This window comes from Actinomadura litoris, assembly GCF_009733595.1.
In the GTDB taxonomy this organism is placed as follows: Bacteria; Actinomycetota; Actinomycetes; order Streptosporangiales; family Streptosporangiaceae; genus Spirillospora; species Spirillospora litoris.
Genome location: NZ_WOFH01000003.1, coordinates 54,976 through 71,260, shown reverse-complemented (window position 1 = coordinate 71,260; position 16,285 = coordinate 54,976). Strand labels below are relative to the sequence as shown.

13 protein-coding genes are annotated in these 16,285 nt (G+C 73.0%); 6 read left to right on the top strand and 7 right to left on the bottom strand.

The window, feature by feature from the left end; genetic code table 11:
- Positions 1 to 85 precede the first annotated feature (85 nt).
- The 3 genes from GNZ18_RS08410 to mtrA all read right to left on the bottom strand — a co-directional run bounded on the left by GNZ18_RS08410 (position 86) and on the right by mtrA (position 4,418).
- A complete protein-coding gene (locus GNZ18_RS08410; RefSeq protein ID WP_308166128.1) occupies positions 86 to 1,858 on the bottom strand; it encodes an LpqB family beta-propeller domain-containing protein in 1,773 nt (590 codons plus the stop codon).
- A 2-nt stretch (positions 1,859 to 1,860) separates the two neighbouring features.
- Positions 1,861 to 3,594, bottom strand: a complete 1,734-nt coding sequence (gene mtrB / locus GNZ18_RS08405) for an MtrAB system histidine kinase MtrB (RefSeq protein ID WP_312874380.1) — start codon at positions 3,592 to 3,594, stop codon at positions 1,861 to 1,863.
- Positions 3,595 to 3,740: 146 nt separating this feature from the next.
- Positions 3,741 to 4,418 carry an MtrAB system response regulator MtrA gene (gene mtrA, locus GNZ18_RS08400; RefSeq protein WP_021598338.1) on the bottom strand — a complete coding sequence of 226 codons (678 nt, stop codon included), beginning with the start codon at positions 4,416 to 4,418 and terminating at the stop codon, positions 3,741 to 3,743.
- A gap of 401 nt (positions 4,419 to 4,819) precedes the next feature.
- Here mtrA and GNZ18_RS08395 point away from each other — a divergent pair, with 401 nt between their 5' ends.
- The 5 genes from GNZ18_RS08395 (at position 4,820) to GNZ18_RS08375 (ending at position 10,362) form a co-directional block, all read left to right on the top strand.
- Positions 4,820 to 6,127 carry a hypothetical protein gene (locus GNZ18_RS08395; RefSeq protein ID WP_216651205.1) on the top strand — a complete coding sequence of 436 codons (1,308 nt, stop codon included), beginning with the start codon at positions 4,820 to 4,822 and terminating at the stop codon, positions 6,125 to 6,127.
- Positions 6,124 to 6,816: a DUF4129 domain-containing protein gene (locus tag GNZ18_RS08390; RefSeq protein ID WP_214618408.1), complete on the top strand. Its 693-nt coding sequence runs from the start codon at positions 6,124 to 6,126 to the stop codon at positions 6,814 to 6,816. The genes GNZ18_RS08395 and GNZ18_RS08390 overlap by 4 nt, the downstream gene beginning before the upstream one ends.
- Complete coding sequence (locus GNZ18_RS08385; protein ID WP_156215717.1) at positions 6,810 to 7,997, top strand: DUF4350 domain-containing protein; 1,188 nt, start codon at positions 6,810 to 6,812, stop codon at positions 7,995 to 7,997. Before GNZ18_RS08390 ends, GNZ18_RS08385 begins: the two co-directional genes overlap by 7 nt.
- 104 nt (positions 7,998 to 8,101) lie before the next feature.
- A complete protein-coding gene (locus tag GNZ18_RS08380) occupies positions 8,102 to 9,070 on the top strand; it encodes an AAA family ATPase (protein WP_156216184.1) in 969 nt (322 codons plus the stop codon).
- Positions 9,070 to 10,362 carry a DUF58 domain-containing protein gene (locus GNZ18_RS08375; protein ID WP_156215716.1) on the top strand — a complete coding sequence of 431 codons (1,293 nt, stop codon included), beginning with the start codon at positions 9,070 to 9,072 and terminating at the stop codon, positions 10,360 to 10,362. Before GNZ18_RS08380 ends, GNZ18_RS08375 begins: the two co-directional genes overlap by 1 nt.
- 8 nt (positions 10,363 to 10,370) lie before the next feature.
- On the opposite strand, the gene GNZ18_RS08370 is transcribed toward GNZ18_RS08375, so the two are convergent.
- On the bottom strand, positions 10,371 to 11,366 hold the full coding sequence (locus GNZ18_RS08370; RefSeq protein ID WP_214618406.1) for a stage II sporulation protein M: 996 nt from the start codon (positions 11,364 to 11,366) through the stop codon (positions 10,371 to 10,373).
- A gap of 70 nt (positions 11,367 to 11,436) precedes the next feature.
- Here GNZ18_RS08370 and GNZ18_RS08365 point away from each other — a divergent pair, with 70 nt between their 5' ends.
- Positions 11,437 to 12,489 carry an RDD family protein gene (locus GNZ18_RS08365; RefSeq protein ID WP_156215715.1) on the top strand — a complete coding sequence of 351 codons (1,053 nt, stop codon included), beginning with the start codon at positions 11,437 to 11,439 and terminating at the stop codon, positions 12,487 to 12,489.
- A gap of 316 nt (positions 12,490 to 12,805) precedes the next feature.
- Here the strand turns inward: GNZ18_RS08365 and GNZ18_RS08360 are convergent, their stop codons facing one another.
- The 3 genes from GNZ18_RS08360 to ahcY form a co-directional block, all read right to left on the bottom strand.
- Entirely contained in the window at positions 12,806 to 14,029 is a 1,224-nt protein-coding gene (locus tag GNZ18_RS08360; RefSeq protein ID WP_308166108.1) for a M14 family metallopeptidase, read from the bottom strand.
- Positions 14,030 to 14,305: 276 nt separating this feature from the next.
- Positions 14,306 to 14,872: a hypothetical protein gene (locus GNZ18_RS08355; RefSeq protein ID WP_156215713.1), complete on the bottom strand. Its 567-nt coding sequence runs from the start codon at positions 14,870 to 14,872 to the stop codon at positions 14,306 to 14,308.
- Positions 14,873 to 14,878: 6 nt separating this feature from the next.
- Entirely contained in the window at positions 14,879 to 16,135 is a 1,257-nt protein-coding gene (gene ahcY, locus GNZ18_RS08350) for an adenosylhomocysteinase (RefSeq protein ID WP_156215712.1), read from the bottom strand.
- Positions 16,136 to 16,285: the final 150 nt, after the last annotated feature.

Below are 16,285 nucleotides of genomic sequence, written 5' to 3'. Positions count from 1 at the left end.
ATGGCCGCTTGGAGGCCCTGGCCGTAACCCCCTCGCGTGATTGTGGATAACCGGCGATAGCGGGGCTGTGACGTGGGGGGACGGGCTAATTGGGGTAGTTCGGGTCCCGGGCGGCGGTCGGGCAGATCCACTCGCGGAACGACTTGTCCGCCGAGCGTTGGCGGCAGACCTGGTCCTTGCCGTTCGAGCGGGTGCCGATCAGGACGGGTTCGCCCGGCGCGGCGGCGATCGTGCGCGGTTCGCCCAGGGCGCCCACGCCCAGGGGCGTGATGGCGCTGCCGCTGACCGGCATGATGTAGGGCAGCGAGAGGTTGTCGCGCTTGGCGCGTCCGAGGACGGCCAGGTTGCCGTAGTCGCGCCAGGCCAGGTCGATCGCGTCCTGGAGTTCGGAGCTGACGGGCAGGAACGAGCCGACGTCCAGGGATCCGCCCGGGGCGTGGGCGATGCGGCCGATCTGGACCTGCGGGCGGCCGTCGATGCGGACGATGACGGCCGCGCGGACGCCGTCGCGGGCGACGCGGAACGCGAGGACCTCGCGGCCTCCGAGACCCCAGTGGGCGGCGAGGACGGGACGTTCCCCGCGCGCCCGCACCCAGAGCCAGGACTGGTTCGCCTTGCTCTCCACCGCCCAGAGGGTGCCGTCGCTGCTCCACGAGGGAGCGGTGAAGCGTGCGCCGCGATGGGCGGTCAGTAGCAGGCGGGCGGAGGGTGAGCCGGTGACGGGGGCGGCGGCGAGGAGCTGGTCGCCCCTGGTGCTCAGGCCGGCCAGCTCCTGGTAGTCGGGCGCGACGGCGGGGTGGGAGAGGTGCCCGGCGGGGCCGGTGACGACGGGCTGGGCGTGGTCGCGGACCAGGGTGCCGAGGAAACCGGGGGCGCCCGCGACGTAGGCGTTCTGGTGGGTCTGGCCGGTCAGGTGGGGGCCGTCCGGGGAGTTGCCCGCCCAGCCGCTCACGGGCTGTGTCGCGTCGCTGTTCTGGGGGCTGACGGATTCGCCGTCGATCCTGAGCCGGAAGTGCTGGATGCCCGAGAGCTGCCGCAGCGTCCAGGCGAGCTGGGCCGACATGCGGTCGACGCTGGCTCCGGCGGCCTCGCCGCTGAGGTCGACGGTGGCGACGTCCTTCTCGACGCTGAGGCCGCGCAGCTTCGTCCCGGTGGGGAAGGCGCTTTCGACGGCGCCGTTGAGCCAGGACGTGGGGCCCGTCAGGAGCGCCTGGACGAGGCGCGCCGGAAGCGTCTGCCTGGCCACGACCGGGAGGAAGATGCCGTTGGGGACGAGGGTGCGCTTGTCCGGGGCGAAGAAGTAGAGGTTGACGGGGCGCATGGTGCGCTCCACGTCGTTCTTGGTGAGCAGCAGCCCGGACTTCTCCTCGCCGGGGAGGTTGGTGATGCGCCATCTCCCCTGCGCGTTCTTGGCGAGCTGGAAGGTGGCCTCAAGGTTCTTGGGGGCGGCGGTGTACTGGCCGTCGGAGCTGATCGTCCCCAGCTGCTCGGCGGTCACCTTGACGGTCGCCTGCCCACCGGACGCCTTGTCCACGTGCGGGTCGGGGACGCGGCTCTGCAGAACGGTCACGTAGGGGCGCGGGCCCGGTTTCCAGGAGAGCTGGCCGCCGAGGTACTCCTTGGCGACCCGGTGGTCGTCGTCGAACCCGGCGGACGCGGCGAGGAAGCCGGAGACGATCTGCTCCGGGCCCCACTCCGGACGCGGACGGACGGGGATCAGCCGCACGTACGGGTCGTCCACGCGTTCCGCGCGCTCGGCGGGCTTGCCCGTCACCACCTGGCCGCCGCTGGGGACGTTCGCGCATGCGGAGGCCCCCAGAACGAAGGCTGCGACGGCCAGCAGCCTGCACACACGCACGGTCAATCGCCCGCCTCCAGTTCCGCGAAGAGGGGACGCGCGTCACCCGCGCCCGGCGGGACGAGCGGCAGCGGCGAGCCGCGCAGTTCCGCACCGGCGACGCGGGGCAGCGACAGGCGGAACTGGGATCCGGCTCCGGGCTCGCCCCACGCCTGGAGCCAGCCGCCATGGAGTTGGGCGTCCTCGCGGGAGATGGACAGGCCCAGGCCCGTCCCGCCGGTCGTGCGGGCGCGCGCGGGGTCGGCGCGCCAGAAGCGGTCGAAGACCATCTGCCCCTCCCCCGGTTTGAGGCCGACCCCGTGGTCGCGCACGGCGACGGCGACGGCGTCGCGGTCGGCTCCCACGGAGACCACGATGTCCTCGCCCTCGCCGTGTTCGACGGCGTTGACGAGTAGGTTCCGCATGATGCGCTCCACCCTGCGCCGATCCACCTCCGCCATGCAAGGCTCGCCGGGAAGTTGCAGGACGACTTTGCTGCCCTTGCGCTCGGCCAGGCCCTGGATGTCGCCCACGGTGCGCAGGACGAGGTCGCGCATGTCGAGCGACTCCGCGTCGAGGGTCGCGGCGCCCGCGTCGTGACGGCTGATCTCCAGGAGGTCGGCCAGAAGGGACTCGAACCGCTCCAGCTGGCTCTGCAACAGCTCCGCCGAGCGTCCGACGGCGGGATCGTCGAAGGTGTCGCGGTTCTCGTAGAGCATGTCGGCCGCGATCCTGATGGTGGTCAGGGGCGTGCGGAGCTCGTGGGAGACGTCCGAGACGAACTGCCGCTGGACCTGGGACAGGTCCTCCAGTTCGCCGATCTTCTCCTGGAGGTTGGCGGCCATGTCGTTGAAGGAGCGGGCGAGGCGCGCCAGGTCGTCCTCGCCGCGGACCCTCATCCGCTCTTCGAGGCGACCGGCCGCGAGGCGTTGCGCGCCCTGCGCGGCGAGCCGGACGGGGATGACGACCTGCCGGGTGACCAGCGAGGCGATCGCCGCCAGGAGGAGCACCAGGACGATGCCCACTCCCGCCATGGAGCGCCCCACGTTGGTGAGGGTGTGCTGCTCCTGCTCCAGCGGGAACAGGTAGTAAAGCTCGAACTGGCCCGTCCTGCCGCCGACGATGAGCCCGCGCTCGGACGGACGGTGGTCGACGTAGGTGAGCTTGCCGTAGGTGTAGGCGCGTGACCCGGCCGGCGCGTGCTGGAGTTCCTCTTGCAGCCGCCTGGGGATGCTCTCCTCACGCAGGTCGTTGGTCGCGTATCCGCCGACGTACTGCTCCGTCGTGTCGCGTATGTAGACCTCGTAGAGGCCGGACGGACCGCTGCGCGCCTTCAGGCGATCGACCGTGGAACTCAGCCAGTTCCCGTTCTCGGCGGATGCGCCCGCCCTGTCTCGCTGTACCTGGGCCAGGCCCTCGTCCAGTTGGAGGCGGGCCGCCTTGACCTTCCCGTCCATCAGCGCGGACGACACCTGCTGCATCAGGAACACGCCGAGGATCGCCACGACGATCGCCGAGATGAAGAGCGTGGACGTGACGATCCGCACCTGGATGGAGCGGCGCCACCGCATGTAGCCGTGCCGGGCCGTCCCGCGGACGACGCGCCGGGCGGCGCCCAGCCCCCGCCGGACGAACCGCTTGAACCGCCTCCCGAGGCCGCCCGTCCCGCTCGCGCGGCCCTGCCTGCTCGCCCCGCCCTGCGCGGTGGTCTCGCCCTGCGCGCCGTCGGCGCCGCTCGCACCCGCCGGCCCGCTCATGGCCGCCCCCGGACGCTGTCAGCGCGCCGCCCGGAGCCGCGAGCGGCGTCGCTCAGCGGCCCACCGGCGGCTGCGGGTGGGATGTTCGCGGGGCGGAGTCGGGTCGTCATGGGCGTGCCGTTCCGGGGACGGGAGGGTCCGGACGGTCAGGCGGGACCGGCCTTGTAGCCGACGCCGCGGACGGTGACGACGATCTCGGGACGCTCCGGATCCTTCTCGATCTTGGCTCGGAGCCGCTGCACGTGCACGTTGACCAGGCGCGTGTCGGCGGCGTGGCGGTAGCCCCACACCTGCTCAAGCAGGACCTCGCGGGTGAACACCTGACGGGGCTTGCGGGCCAGGGCGACCAGGAGGTCGAACTCCAGGGGCGTGAGTGGGATGTGCCGGTCCCCCCGCTTCACGGAGTGCCCGGCGACGTCGATGGTGATGTCGCCTATCTGGAGGGTCTCGGGCGCGGGTTCGTCGGTGCGTCGCAGGCGCGCGCGCACGCGCGCCACCAGCTCCTTCGGCTTGAACGGCTTGACGATGTAGTCGTCGGCCCCGGATTCGAGCCCGAGCACGACGTCCACGGTGTCGCTCTTGGCGGTCAGCATCACGATCGGGACGCCCGACTCCGCGCGGATCTGGCGGCAGACGTCGATGCCGTCGGCCCCCGGCAGCATCAGGTCGAGCAGCACCAGGTCAGGCCGGGTCTCCCGGAACGCCTCCAGCGCCTTGTCACCGTCGTGGACGAACGAGGGCTCGAAACCCTCGCCTCTCAGCACGATACCGAGCATCTCGGCGAGCGCGAGATCGTCATCGACGACCAGTACACGTCCTCTCATGGCCCTCATCGTCACAAAGTCGGGGTTCGGTGGAGTGGGGTGAGACGCTCCGGCCCCACCTCGCCAGGGAGAGATATGCCTTGGCGTGCAAGGTTACCCGCGTTTGCGTCGTACATGACTCCTCCCGGACCGTGTCCGAGCACGCCCACGCCTTATCCGTCCCCTATTCGAGGGACGGATTGTAAAGGGGACTCCCGAGAGGGACACCCGGTTGACGGGTTGGGCCGTATTGGTCCGGCTCGCCCCGAGTCGTGGCGCCGATCGCCGTCGAGCGGCGTTGACGGCGGCCCGCCCGTGACAGGATGACCTGACCGGCGGCCCCGGCGAGAGCGGGCGGGGCCACCGCCCGGACGGGGACGCGGGCGAGCCGAGACCCCCGCCAGAGATCGCAGGGAGCCAAGATGCCGGGACCGGACGGCTGGGACGACGACGTGGACGGCGCCGTCCCGTTCCGCCCCATGTCCATCTCGGAGATGCTGGACGGCGCCATCGCCGGAATCCGGCGGCGGCCGCGGACGACGCTCGGAATGTCGGTGGCCATCAGTACGGTGGTCCAGGTGGCGGGGTCGGTCGCCGCGTACTTCTTCGTCGGGGACGAGGCGCGCGGCGAGGTCACGCCGGACGTGCTGCTGGACTCGATCGGCGCGCAGGTCACGCTCGGGCTCGCGGGGCTGGTGCTGTCGGCGTACGGGGTCCTGCTGATGGCCGGGATGATGGCGCCCATCCTCGGGCGCGAACTGCTCGGCCTGCCGGTTGAGCAGGGGCGGGCCTGGCGCGACGTCCGCCCGCGGCTGGGCCGGGTCGCCGCCACCGCCGGCGTGGTGATGGTGGTGCCGCTGCTCGCGCTGCTGCTGCCCACGCTGCCGTTTCTCCTGCTGCTGGCGGCGGGCGCGCATCCGGCGCTGGTGCTGCTGGCCGGGATCCTCGGCGTCCCGGTCGGGGTCGGGCTGATGGTGTGGCTGTACATCCTGCTCGTCCAGGCGGTGCCGGCGGTGGTGCTGGAGCGGCAGGGCGTCGGCGGGGCGCTCCGCCGGGCCAGGACGCTGTCCAAGGGCCGCTGGCTGCGCACCTGCGGGACGCTCCTGCTCGCACTGCTGGTGACGGTGTTCATGGGGTTCTTCGCCCTGCGGATCCCGTTCCTGATCGTGGAACTGGTGGCCTTCGGCACCAAGCCGGAGGGCGGCGCCGCCGTGGCGGCGCTGGCCGTCGACACGCTCGGGCGGATCGTGAGCTGGTCCGTGGTCCTGCCCTTCGACGCGGGGGTGATCGCCTTGCTGTACATCGACCGGCGCATGCGCCGCGAGGGCCTCGACCTGGACCTGCGCACCCGCGGACGCTCCGCGGCGGCCCTGGCCGGCGACGACGAGGGAGGCGAGGGCTTCATCGACCTGTGGCGCCCCGCCCCGCCGCCGCCACCCTCCGGGGCGCCCTTCACCCCGCCCCCGGGAACCACGGGGTTCCCGACCGATCCCGCCATGCGAACACAACCTCCCCCACGACCTCCCCACGCCCCGGCGCCCACCGCACCTCCCGCCCCCTGGACAGGTCAGGGCCCCGAGACGAACCCCGCTCCCGGGGCCGGTCACCCGCCCGCGCCCGGCGCGGGGCCCGGGGCCGCGTTCGGTGGCGGGGGCGACTCCGCGCCTGGGGCCGGGTTCGCGGCCGGGGCTCAGGGGTGGCCCGGGTCTGAAGGCGGGGTGGGGTCGTGAGGTTCGATCCGGTCGGGCGGGACGAGGCGCGCGAGATGGCGCGGCGCGAGCTCGACAAGCAGATCTACCAGCGGGACAAGCCGTCCTGGCTGGAGCGGGCCTGGGACAGGTTCACCGACTGGCTGGGCGACCTGTTCCAGCGGGCCGCCGCGCCGAACGCGCAGGGGAACGGGAGCGGGTGGCTGTCGGTCGCGGTCATCATCCTCATCCTGGCGGCGGCGATCGCGCTGGTCGCGTGGCTGATGTGGGGGCGGCGCAACCCGCGCTCGCGGGGGGAGGCGCTGCTGGAGGACGAGCCGTCCACCGCGCTCGACCACCGGGACGCCGCGGACGCGCACGCCGCCGCCGGGCGGTGGGCCGAGGCCATCCGCGAGCGGCTCCGCGCCATCGCCCGCGACCTGGAGGAGCGGGCCGTGCTCTCGCCGCGTCCCGGGCGGACGGCCGACGAGCTGGCCGCCGAGGCGGGCGAGGCCGTGCCGCAGCTCGCCGACGAGCTGCGCGGCGGCGTGCGGATCTTCGACGACGTCTGGTACGGCGACCGCCCCGGCACCTCCGAGGGGTACGCGCGGCTCAAGGACCTGGACGAACGCCTCCGGGAGGCGCGTCCGAAGCCGCTGGAGGCCGATGGTCTCGTCCCGGTCGGAGCCGCCGAGGACGCGGCGGAGGGAGAGGGGGGCCCGCGATGGTGACCCAGGCCCCGCCCCAGGCGCCCGCCGAGCCGTCCGCCGGGCAGGTCGCGCGGCGGCGCTGGCGGTCCTCGCGCGGGATCGTCGGCGTGCTGTTCGCCCTGGCGGTCATCGCGGTCGTGCTCGCGGCGCTTCGCCCTACGGGCTCGAACGAGCAGCTCGACCCGACATCGGCCAAGCGGGACGGCACCCGGGCGATCGCCGAGCTCCTCAAGCAGCGCGGGACGCCGGTGACGGTGGCCAGGCACGCGAGCGAGGCGGCCGCGGCGTCCACGCCCCGGAGCATGCTGGTGGTGAGCCGCAGCGAGCGGCTCACCGACGCCGACATCGAACGGCTCCGCTCCACGCCGGGCGACCTGCTGCTCCTCGCGCCCGGACGCGACGTCCTGGCGGTGCTGGCCCCCGGGGTGACCTCGGCCGGGCCGAGCTTCGAGGAGACCAGCGACCCTGGCTGCGAGATGCCCTTCGCGAAGCTCGCCGGAAGGGTGAAGTTCGGCGACTCCCAGACCTATGACGACCCGGACGAGGGCGTCGGCTGCTACAAGGCGGCGGGCTCCCCCCGGCTGGTCAGCCTCATCGCGGGAAACCGGTCGGTCACGGTGGTCGGCTCGTCCGGCTTCCTCACCAACGAGCACCTGGACGAGGAGGGGAACGCGGCGCTGGCCATGGGAATGATCGGCGTGCCGCCCTCCGTCATCTGGCTGATCCCGGACAAGCCCGCCGCCGGCTCCGGCGCCGGGGACAAGACGATCACCGACATGGTGCCGTTCGGCGTCTGGCTGTTCTTCCTCGAACTGGTGGTCACCGTGCTGCTGGTGGCGGCGTGGCGGGCGCGGCGGCTCGGCCCGGTCGTGGCCGAGGCGCTGCCGGTCGCGGTCCGCTCCGCCGAGACGGTCGAGGGGCGGGCCCGGCTGTACCGCGCGGCCCGCGCCCGCGACCGGGCCTCCGACGCGCTGCGCTCGGGGGCGCGCGAGCGCATCGTCCCGCTGCTCGGCCTCCCGCGCGGCAGCGCGCAGGACCCGGCGTCCATGCACGAGATCGTCGCCGCCGTCGCGGTCCGCACCGGCCGCGAGGAGGCCTACGTGGGTGCGGCGCTGTACGGTCCCGAGCCCGCGGACGACGCCGGGCTGATCGCTCTCACCGACGTCCTCGACGACCTGGAAAGGCAGGTACGACAGTCGTGAACCACCCTCTTGACCTCGGGAAGGGCGACGGGCCGGGCCCGGAGTCCGGCGCACCCGGCCAGGGCCCCGGCGCACCCGTGGACACGCCCCCGGGAGCCGAGCGGTTGCCCGAGGAGGTGCGGCGGCAGTCCGAGACCGCCCGCGCGGCGCTCACGGCGCTGCGCAAGGAGGTGGCCAAGACGGTCGTGGGCCAGGACTCCGTGGTGACCGGTCTCGTCATCGCGCTGCTCTGCCGCGGCCACGTGCTGCTGGAGGGCGTCCCCGGCACGGCCAAGACGCTGCTCATCAAGACGCTCTCGCGCGCCCTCGACCTGGACTTCAAGCGCGTCCAGTTCACCCCCGACCTGATGCCCGGCGACGTGACCGGGTCGCTGGTGTACGACAACCGCACGGCGGAGTTCGAGTTCCGCGAGGGGCCCGTCTTCACCAACCTCCTGCTCGCGGACGAGATCAACCGGACGCCGCCCAAGACGCAGGCGTCGCTGCTGGAGGCGATGGAGGAGCGGCAGATCTCCGTCGAGGGGACGGCGCGTCCGCTGCCCGACCCGTTCGTGGTGTGCGCGACGCAGAACCCGATCGAGTACGAGGGCACCTACCCGCTGCCCGAGGCCCAGCTCGACCGGTTCCTGGTGAAGCTGACCGTGCCCGTCCCCACCCGGGACGAGGAGATCGCCATGCTGCAACGGCACGCCTCGGGGTTCGACCCCCGCGACCTGTCGGCGGTGCGGCCCGTCGCGGGCGCGGCCGAGCTGGCGGCCGGGCGGGCGGCGGTCCGCGCCGTGCTGCTGGACCCGAAGGTCGCCGCCTACGTCGTGGACCTGTGCCGCGCCACCCGCCAGTCCCCGTCGCTGCAACTCGGGGTGTCCCCGCGCGGCGCGACGGCGCTGCTGGCGACCGCGCGCGCGTGGGCCTGGCTGTCCGGCCGCGACTACGTGACGCCGGACGATGTGAAGGCGCTGGCCAGGCCCACCCTCCGGCACCGGGTGCAGCTGCGTCCCGAGGCGGAGCTGGAGGGCGCGACCGCCGACGGCGTGCTGGAGGGCATCCTCGCCCACGTCCCCGCGCCCCGCTGATGGCGCTGACCGGACGCCTGGGGCTGCTGGCGCTGCTCGGCGCGCTCGTCCCGCTGCTGGTGCCGAGCTGGTGGACGCTGCTCGCGCTGTGGGGCGTCCTGCTGCTCGGCGTCGTCGCCGACCTCGCGCTCGCGGGGAACGTGCGGGCGCTGCGCTTCCACCGGACCGGCGACACCAGCGTCAGGCTCGGCCAGAGCGCGACGGTCACGCTGACGGTCGAGAACCTCGGCAGGCGGCGCCTCAAGGCCCGGCTGCGGGACGTGTGGCCGCCGAGCGCGGGCGCCACCCCCCGCACCGCCCGCGTGGACGTGCCCGCCGGGGAGCGCCGCCGCGTCGAGATGTCGCTGACCCCGACGCGGCGCGGCGACCGGCGCGCGATCACGGTCGTGGTGCGGTCGGTGGGCCCGCTCGGGCTCGCCGCGCGGCAGCTCTCGCGTCCCGCGCCGTGGACGGTGCGGGCGCTCCCGGCGTTCCCGTCCCGCCGCCACCTGCCTGCCAAGCTGGCGCGGCTGCGGGAGCTGACCGGCGCGCACGTGGCGCTGATCCGCGGCCAGGGCACCGAGTTCGACTCGCTGCGCGAGTACGTGGACGGCGACGACGTCCGCTCCATCGACTGGCGGGCCACCGCGCGGCGCGGCGACGTCGTCGTGCGGACGTGGCGTCCCGAGCGCGACCGGCGCATCTACCTGGTGCTCGACACCGGCCGCACGTCCGCGGGCCGCGTCGGCGACATCCCCCGGCTGGACTGCTCGATGGACGCGGCGCTGCTGCTCGGCGCCCTGGCCTCCCGCGCCGGCGACCGCGTCGACCTGCTCGCCTACGACCGGCGCGTCCGGACCCGCGTGGAGGGCGCGTCCCGCACCGACCTGCTGCCCGCGATGGTGCACGCGATGGCGCCGCTGGAGCCCGAGCTGCTCGAATGCGACGCGGCGGGGATGGTGTCGACGCTGATGGCGCGCGTCCGGCAGCGCTGCCTGGTCGTCCTGCTGACCGACCTGAACACCGCCGCGATCGAGGAGGGGCTGCTGCCGCTGCTGCCGCAGCTCACCGCCCGGCACCTGGTCATGATCGCCGCCGTGGCGGACCCGCGGCTCGGGGAGATGGCGGCCGGGCGCGGCGACCTCGCGGCCGTCTACGACGCGGCCGCCGCCGAGCGCGCCCGCGCCGACCGCCGCCGCCTCACCGCCGAGCTGCGCGCCCACGGCGTCGAGGTGGTGGACGCCCCGCCCGACGAGATCGCCCCGGCCCTCGCCGACGCCTACCTGGCCCTCAAGGCCGCGGGCCGCCTGTAGGCCCGGGGTCAGCCCGAGACGGGGACGAGGTCGGGGGTGAGGTCGGCGTCGCCGGTCTCGCCCCGGCGGGTCGCGCGGCGGCCCAGGACGATCACATAGCCGAGGAACCCCGCCTCGGCGACCACGCCGATGCCGACGCGGAGCCACGTCACATGGACCCAGCCCGTCACGAACCCCTCGATGAGGCCGGACACCAGCAGCACCACGACCAGGCCCATCGCGACGCTGACCGCCGCCCGGCCCTCCTCGGCGAGGGCCTGGCCGCGGGTGCGGCGGCCGGGGTCGACGACCGTCCAGCCCATCTTCAGGCCGCCCGCGCAGGCGAGGTACACGGCGGTCAGCTCCAGCAGGCCGTGCGGCAGGATCAGCCCGAAGAAGATGGAGCCCTTGCCGGAGGCGAACATCAGCCCGCCCATCACTCCCAGGTTGACCTGGTTCATCAGCAGCACGAACAGGGTGGGGATGCCCAGCATGATGCCGAAGATCAGTGCGACCGCCGACACCCACGCGTTGTTGATCCACACCTTGAAGGCGAACGAGGCCGCCGAGTGCTCGGTGTAGTAGTTCGCGAAGTCGTGGTCGACGATGTCGCGGATCTCGGCGGGCGTCGCGATGCTCGACTGCACCTCGGGGCTGTGCACGATCCAGATCGCGAGGGCCAGCGCGAGCAGGTTGCCGAGGACGGCGTTGCCGAGCCACCACCACCGCATCCGGTAGGCCGCCGCCGGGAACGAGACCGTGGCGAACCGGGAGACGTCCCGCCAGAGCGGCGCCTGCGCCCCCGCCACGGCCGCGCGCCCGCGCGCGACCAGCGACGACAGCCGCCCGACGAGCTGCGGGTCGGGGGAGCTGGAGCGCACCACCGACAGGTGCGTGGCGGTGCGCTGGTAGAGCTCGACGAGCTCGTCGATCTCCGTGCCGGACAGCCGGCGGCCCCGGTTGATCAACCGTTCGAGGCGCAGCCAGTCGGCGTTGTGCGCGGCCACATAGGCGTCGACGTCCACCCCGGGAGACTAACGCCTCACACCGCCGAACCGGCAAAATAGACGTGCCCCGGCATTGGAGGAACAGGACATGGCCGAACTCGTCACCGGCGAGGCCGTCGCGCTCGACATCCGTGTCGCGCGGCTGGCCAGCCGTGGCTGCGCCGTGCTGCTCGACCTGCTGTTCCAGCTAGTGATCATGAACATCCTGATCGTGGGCGTGTCGATGGCGACGGCGGGCGCCGACGACGCGTGGACGACCGGCCTCAGCCTGGCCTGCGTGGTGGCGGTGATCGTCGGCTACCCGTGCGCGTTCGAGACGCTCTCGCGCGGCCGGACGCTCGGCAAGCTCGCGGCCGGGCTGCGCGTCGTCGCCGACGACGGCGGGCCGATCCGGTTCCGGCAGGCGCTCGTGCGGGCGCTCGCCGGGTTCATCGAGTTCTGGACGCTCTACAGCGCGCCCGCGCTGATCGCCTCGCTGTGCAGCAAGCGCGGCAAGCGGCTCGGCGACCTGTTCGCCGGGACGATCGTCATCCAGGAGCGGGTGCCCTCGTCGGTGTTCGGGCCGGTCGCGGTGATGCCGCCGCAGCTCGCCGGGTGGGCGCGGACGCTGGAGCTGTCGATGCTGTCCGACGAGCTGGCGATGACGGCGCGGCAGTACCTCTCGCGCTTCTGGGAGCTGCGTCCGGACGTCCGCGACTCGCTGGGGCAGCGCATCGCCGACCAGGTGGCCGTGGTGGTGAGCCCCCCGCCGCCGGGACGCGTCCGGCCGGAGATCCTGCTGTCGGCGATCCTCGCCGAGCGCCGCCGCCGCGAGGAGTGGCGCCTCGCCCAGCGCCGCGCCGCCCGGCTACGCCGCCTCGGGCAGAGCGAGCAGCCGCCCGGCGCGGCCCCGGCGCCGGTTCCCGCCATGGCGATGGCCGGGGGTCCGCCGGTGGCGCCCGTCCCGCAGGGCCCTCCGATGCCGCCGCCGTTCAGCGCTCCCGGGCCGGGCCAGCCGCGCTTCCTCCCGCCGCCGAACTACGGCGCGGGCCCGTACCAGGGCGTCCTGCCGCAGGGCCCGCCGCCCGGCCCGCCACAGGGCCAGTACCCGACCGGCCAATACCCGACCGGCCAGTACCCCGTACCGCCGCAGCGGCCCTGACACCCGGGACGCGTCAGCGGCGGTACGGGCAGCCCGACCAGAGCCGCCTTCCCCCGGGTCCGCCGGCGCGGCGCCGGGCCGTCCACCACGATCTCCTGCACCACGGGGAACCCTGCCGCGGCGCGGCGGCACCGCACCGAAAGGAGCGGTCCAACCGGGATCGCGTCCCCCGGCACCCGTTACGCCGGCACACCACCCTCACCTCTCACCGGACTCGGAAGGGCCGAACGGGACGCCCGCGCCCCCTGAAACGACCCCTGGAACCGGCTCTGCGACCGGTCCAGGGGCCGTCTGGGGCCACGCGGCAGGCGTCCGATCAGGCCGCGCAGTACTTGTCCTCCTTGCCGATGGCCCGGTAGGGGCAGTCGGCATAGGCGGTCAGGCGCAGCATCGCCTCGCGGCTGCGCCGCACCTCACTGTCGATGGCCGAGGGGGGCGGGTAGAAGCTCCCGCCGCCGAGCTCGAACGTGTAGGAGAAGATGCGGTACTCGCCCCACGTCCAGTCGTCGGTCGTGCCATCGGTGATGTACAGGTCACTGGACTGCTCGGGCGTGAACCCGTTCGTCCCGGCGAGCTCGCGCCCGATCGTGCGGTGGGCGGCCTCGTCGTCGGCGTCCATCGAGCCCGGGACGGTGTTGTTCATCGTGTAGCCGAACGGCCACAGCACGAGCTGCGCCACCGAGTGGACGTCCAGGAACATCTTGAGCTGCTGCTTGCCGCCGACCACGCGGCTGCGCACGAAGTTCGCGATGACCTTGGTCTCCGGGGCCGACTCGGGCCCGGTGCCGCGGTAGGTCTCACTCGACGGGCTGGTGGACGACCCGCCACAGCAGCCCCACTTGTAGGCGAAGTTGCGGTTCAGGTCGGTGCCCGACCCCACCCGGTTCTTGCGCCACATCCGGCCCGGCTGGGTGTCGCTGGTCATGTCGTAGACCTGGCCGTCGGGGTTGACCATCGGCATCACGTAGATCTCGCGCTCGTTCACGAGGTCGGTGATCCGCTTGTCGGTCCCGTAGCCGCCGGTGAGCTGGCCGATGTAGTCCAGGGCCTGCTCGGCGGTGAGCCGCTCGCGGGCGTGGATGTTGGCGATGACGAGCATCTCGGGCTCGTTCTCGTCCGTGGCCACGTTGTCGCTGATCTTGAGGCCGATGATGTCGCGGCCCTGCGCGGACTTGCCCGCGACGAACTTGCGCGTGATCTGCGGGTGCGCGGCGGCGACCGCGTCGACCTCCTGCTGCGTCTCGGCGAAGGTGTGGTAAGAGGTCGCCGACCTCGTCGGCTGCGGCGCGGGCTTGGGGAGCGGCGCGCTCACCGTGAAGCCGAGCCTGCGGATCGCGGCGACCTCGGACGGGATCGCGCTCACCTGGACGCCGTCCGCCCGGAGGAGGTCGATGGCCGCGCCGGTCCGCGCGACCTGGGTGCGCTGCTCGGCGCTGCGCGCACCGGTGACGATGTACTGGCCGGAGGTCTCGACCGGCGCCGGCGCGGACGCCCCGGCCGTGCTCGGGACGCCCGCGGCGAGGGCGCCGGCGGCGAGCACCGCCAGAAGACAACGCTGTCTGCTGGAATTCACCATTGACGGGTAACCTGCCATTCGGATCTGCGTGCCTGGGCACGCGGCGGGGGCTCCTCAGGAGGGTCACGAACGCATGCGGTGTCGTCACGATGACCGCTGCACGCCCGAATGACAATGGGCGCACTTTCAGTGGCGCAGCGCAGGTCGCCACGATGAAAACGCAGGTCAGGGCCGCATATCCCGGGCGCGATTCAGCGCCAATCAAACGGGATGTGAAATTTCAGCGCGGCCGGCAGCCCGCTAGACCAGGAAGTTCGGAACCGATTCCAGTTCGGTCAGCTCGATTCCCGGAGCGGCCAGCACGACGTCCCCGGCCAGATGGAACGCGGTGCGTTCTCCGGTTGACAGGTCGGTGATTTCGTACTCGGCGACGGGAAGCGGTTCGGTCTCGCTCTGGTAGGCCGAGGTGCCCGCGAGCCGCCACCGCCAGGTCGCGGTGATCGCCGCCAGCGAGGGCCCGGAGAGACGGACGAGGCGGACGTCCGCCTCGTCCTGCTCGGCGACCCTGAGCGAATGGGCGATCGCGACGAGGAAGCCGGGCGAGTCGGTCAGGAACCCGGACGCCCGCTCGCCGTGCTCCGCGTCCCCGCGCACCCAGGCGACCTCGGGCCCGGTCACGCCGCCGCGCACCCACCACGACGGGGTGACGACCTCGACCCGGATCTGCCGCCACCGGCTGTCGACCACGAGGTCGGTCCGGACGCCGTCGGAGCGCTCGGAGGTGTAGCGCCAGCCGCCGGGCCCCGGCGCGCATCGGAAGCGCTCCTCAAGACCGTCCTCCAGGTGGAGGTAGGCTCCGGTCGGCATGGGCCCTCAGGAACCCATCCGCCACGAGTGGAGGTACTCCTCCTGCTCGGGCGTGAGCAGGTCGATGGAGATCGACATCGACGCGAGCTTGAGCCGGGCGACCTCGGTGTCGATCTCCTGCGGCACCTCGTGGACGGCCGGGGCCAGCTTCTCGTGCGCGGTCGCCAGCCACGCGCAGGTCAGCGCCTGGTCGGCGAACGACATGTCCATGACGGCGGCGGGGTGCCCCTCGGCCGCCGCGAGGTTGACCAGCCGCCCCTCGGCCAGCAGCACCAGCCGCCGGCCGTCGGCCAGCACGTACTCGTCGGCCTGCGGACGGACGCCGTGGTGCACCTCGACGGCCAGTTCCTCCAACGCGCGGACGTCGACCTCCACGTCGAAGTGCCCGGAGTTGGCGAGGATCGCGCCGTCCTTCATCGAGGCGAGGTGCTCGGCGTTCACCACGTCCCGGTTGCCGGTGACGGTGATGAACACGTCCCCGTCCGGCGCGGCCTGCGCCATCGGCTGGACGGAGAACCCCTGGAGCGCCGCGTCCAGCGCCTTGACCGGGTCGATCTCGGTGATCACCACGCGCGCGCCGAGCCCGCGCGCCCGCTCGGCGAGCCCCCGCCCGCAGTACCCGAAGCCCGCGATCACGATGGTCTTGCCTGCGAGAAGCGTGTTGGTGGCCCGGATGATGCCGTCCAGCGTGGACTGGCCCGTCCCGTACCGGTTGTCGAACATGTGCTTGGTGTCGGTGTCGTTCACCGCGACGACGGGGAACCTGAGCGCGCCCTCGCGCGCCATCTGGTGCAGCCGGATGACACCCGTCGTCGTCTGCTCGCAGCCCGCCTTGACGGTGCCGAGCAGATCCGTCCGGTCGCTGTGCAGGGTGTTGACGAGGTCGCAGCCGTCGTCCAGGACGAGATCGGGCCCGGTCTCCAGCACCTGGTGGATATGGGCGTAGTACCCCTCGCGGTCGATCCCGGCCCGCGCGAACACCTCGGCGCCGTCGTCCTGCACCAGGGCGGCGGCCACATCGTCCTGCGTGGAGAGCGGATTGGACGCGGCGAGCGCCACACTGGCGCCCCCCGCCTGCAAGGTGCGGATCAGACACGCCGTCTCGGTGGTGACGTGCATGCACGCCGCCACCCGCCACCCCTCCAGCGGCCGCTCGGCAGCGAATCGCTCCCGGATCTGCCCCAACACGGGCATGCTCCGGTCGGCCCACTCGATCCGCTTGCCGCCCTGATAGGCAAGCGACACATCCGAGACGTCGCTCATACAACCCTTCCGAACCCTAACTGCCGGACGGGGAAACCCCCGTCCGGCAGTTAATCACTGCAACTACCTCAGCCGCCGCCCCAGCCCCGCAACGACCCCAACCCTCCGATCGCGTGCGAAGCCAGTTTCGAGCGAAGCAAGAAACTGATC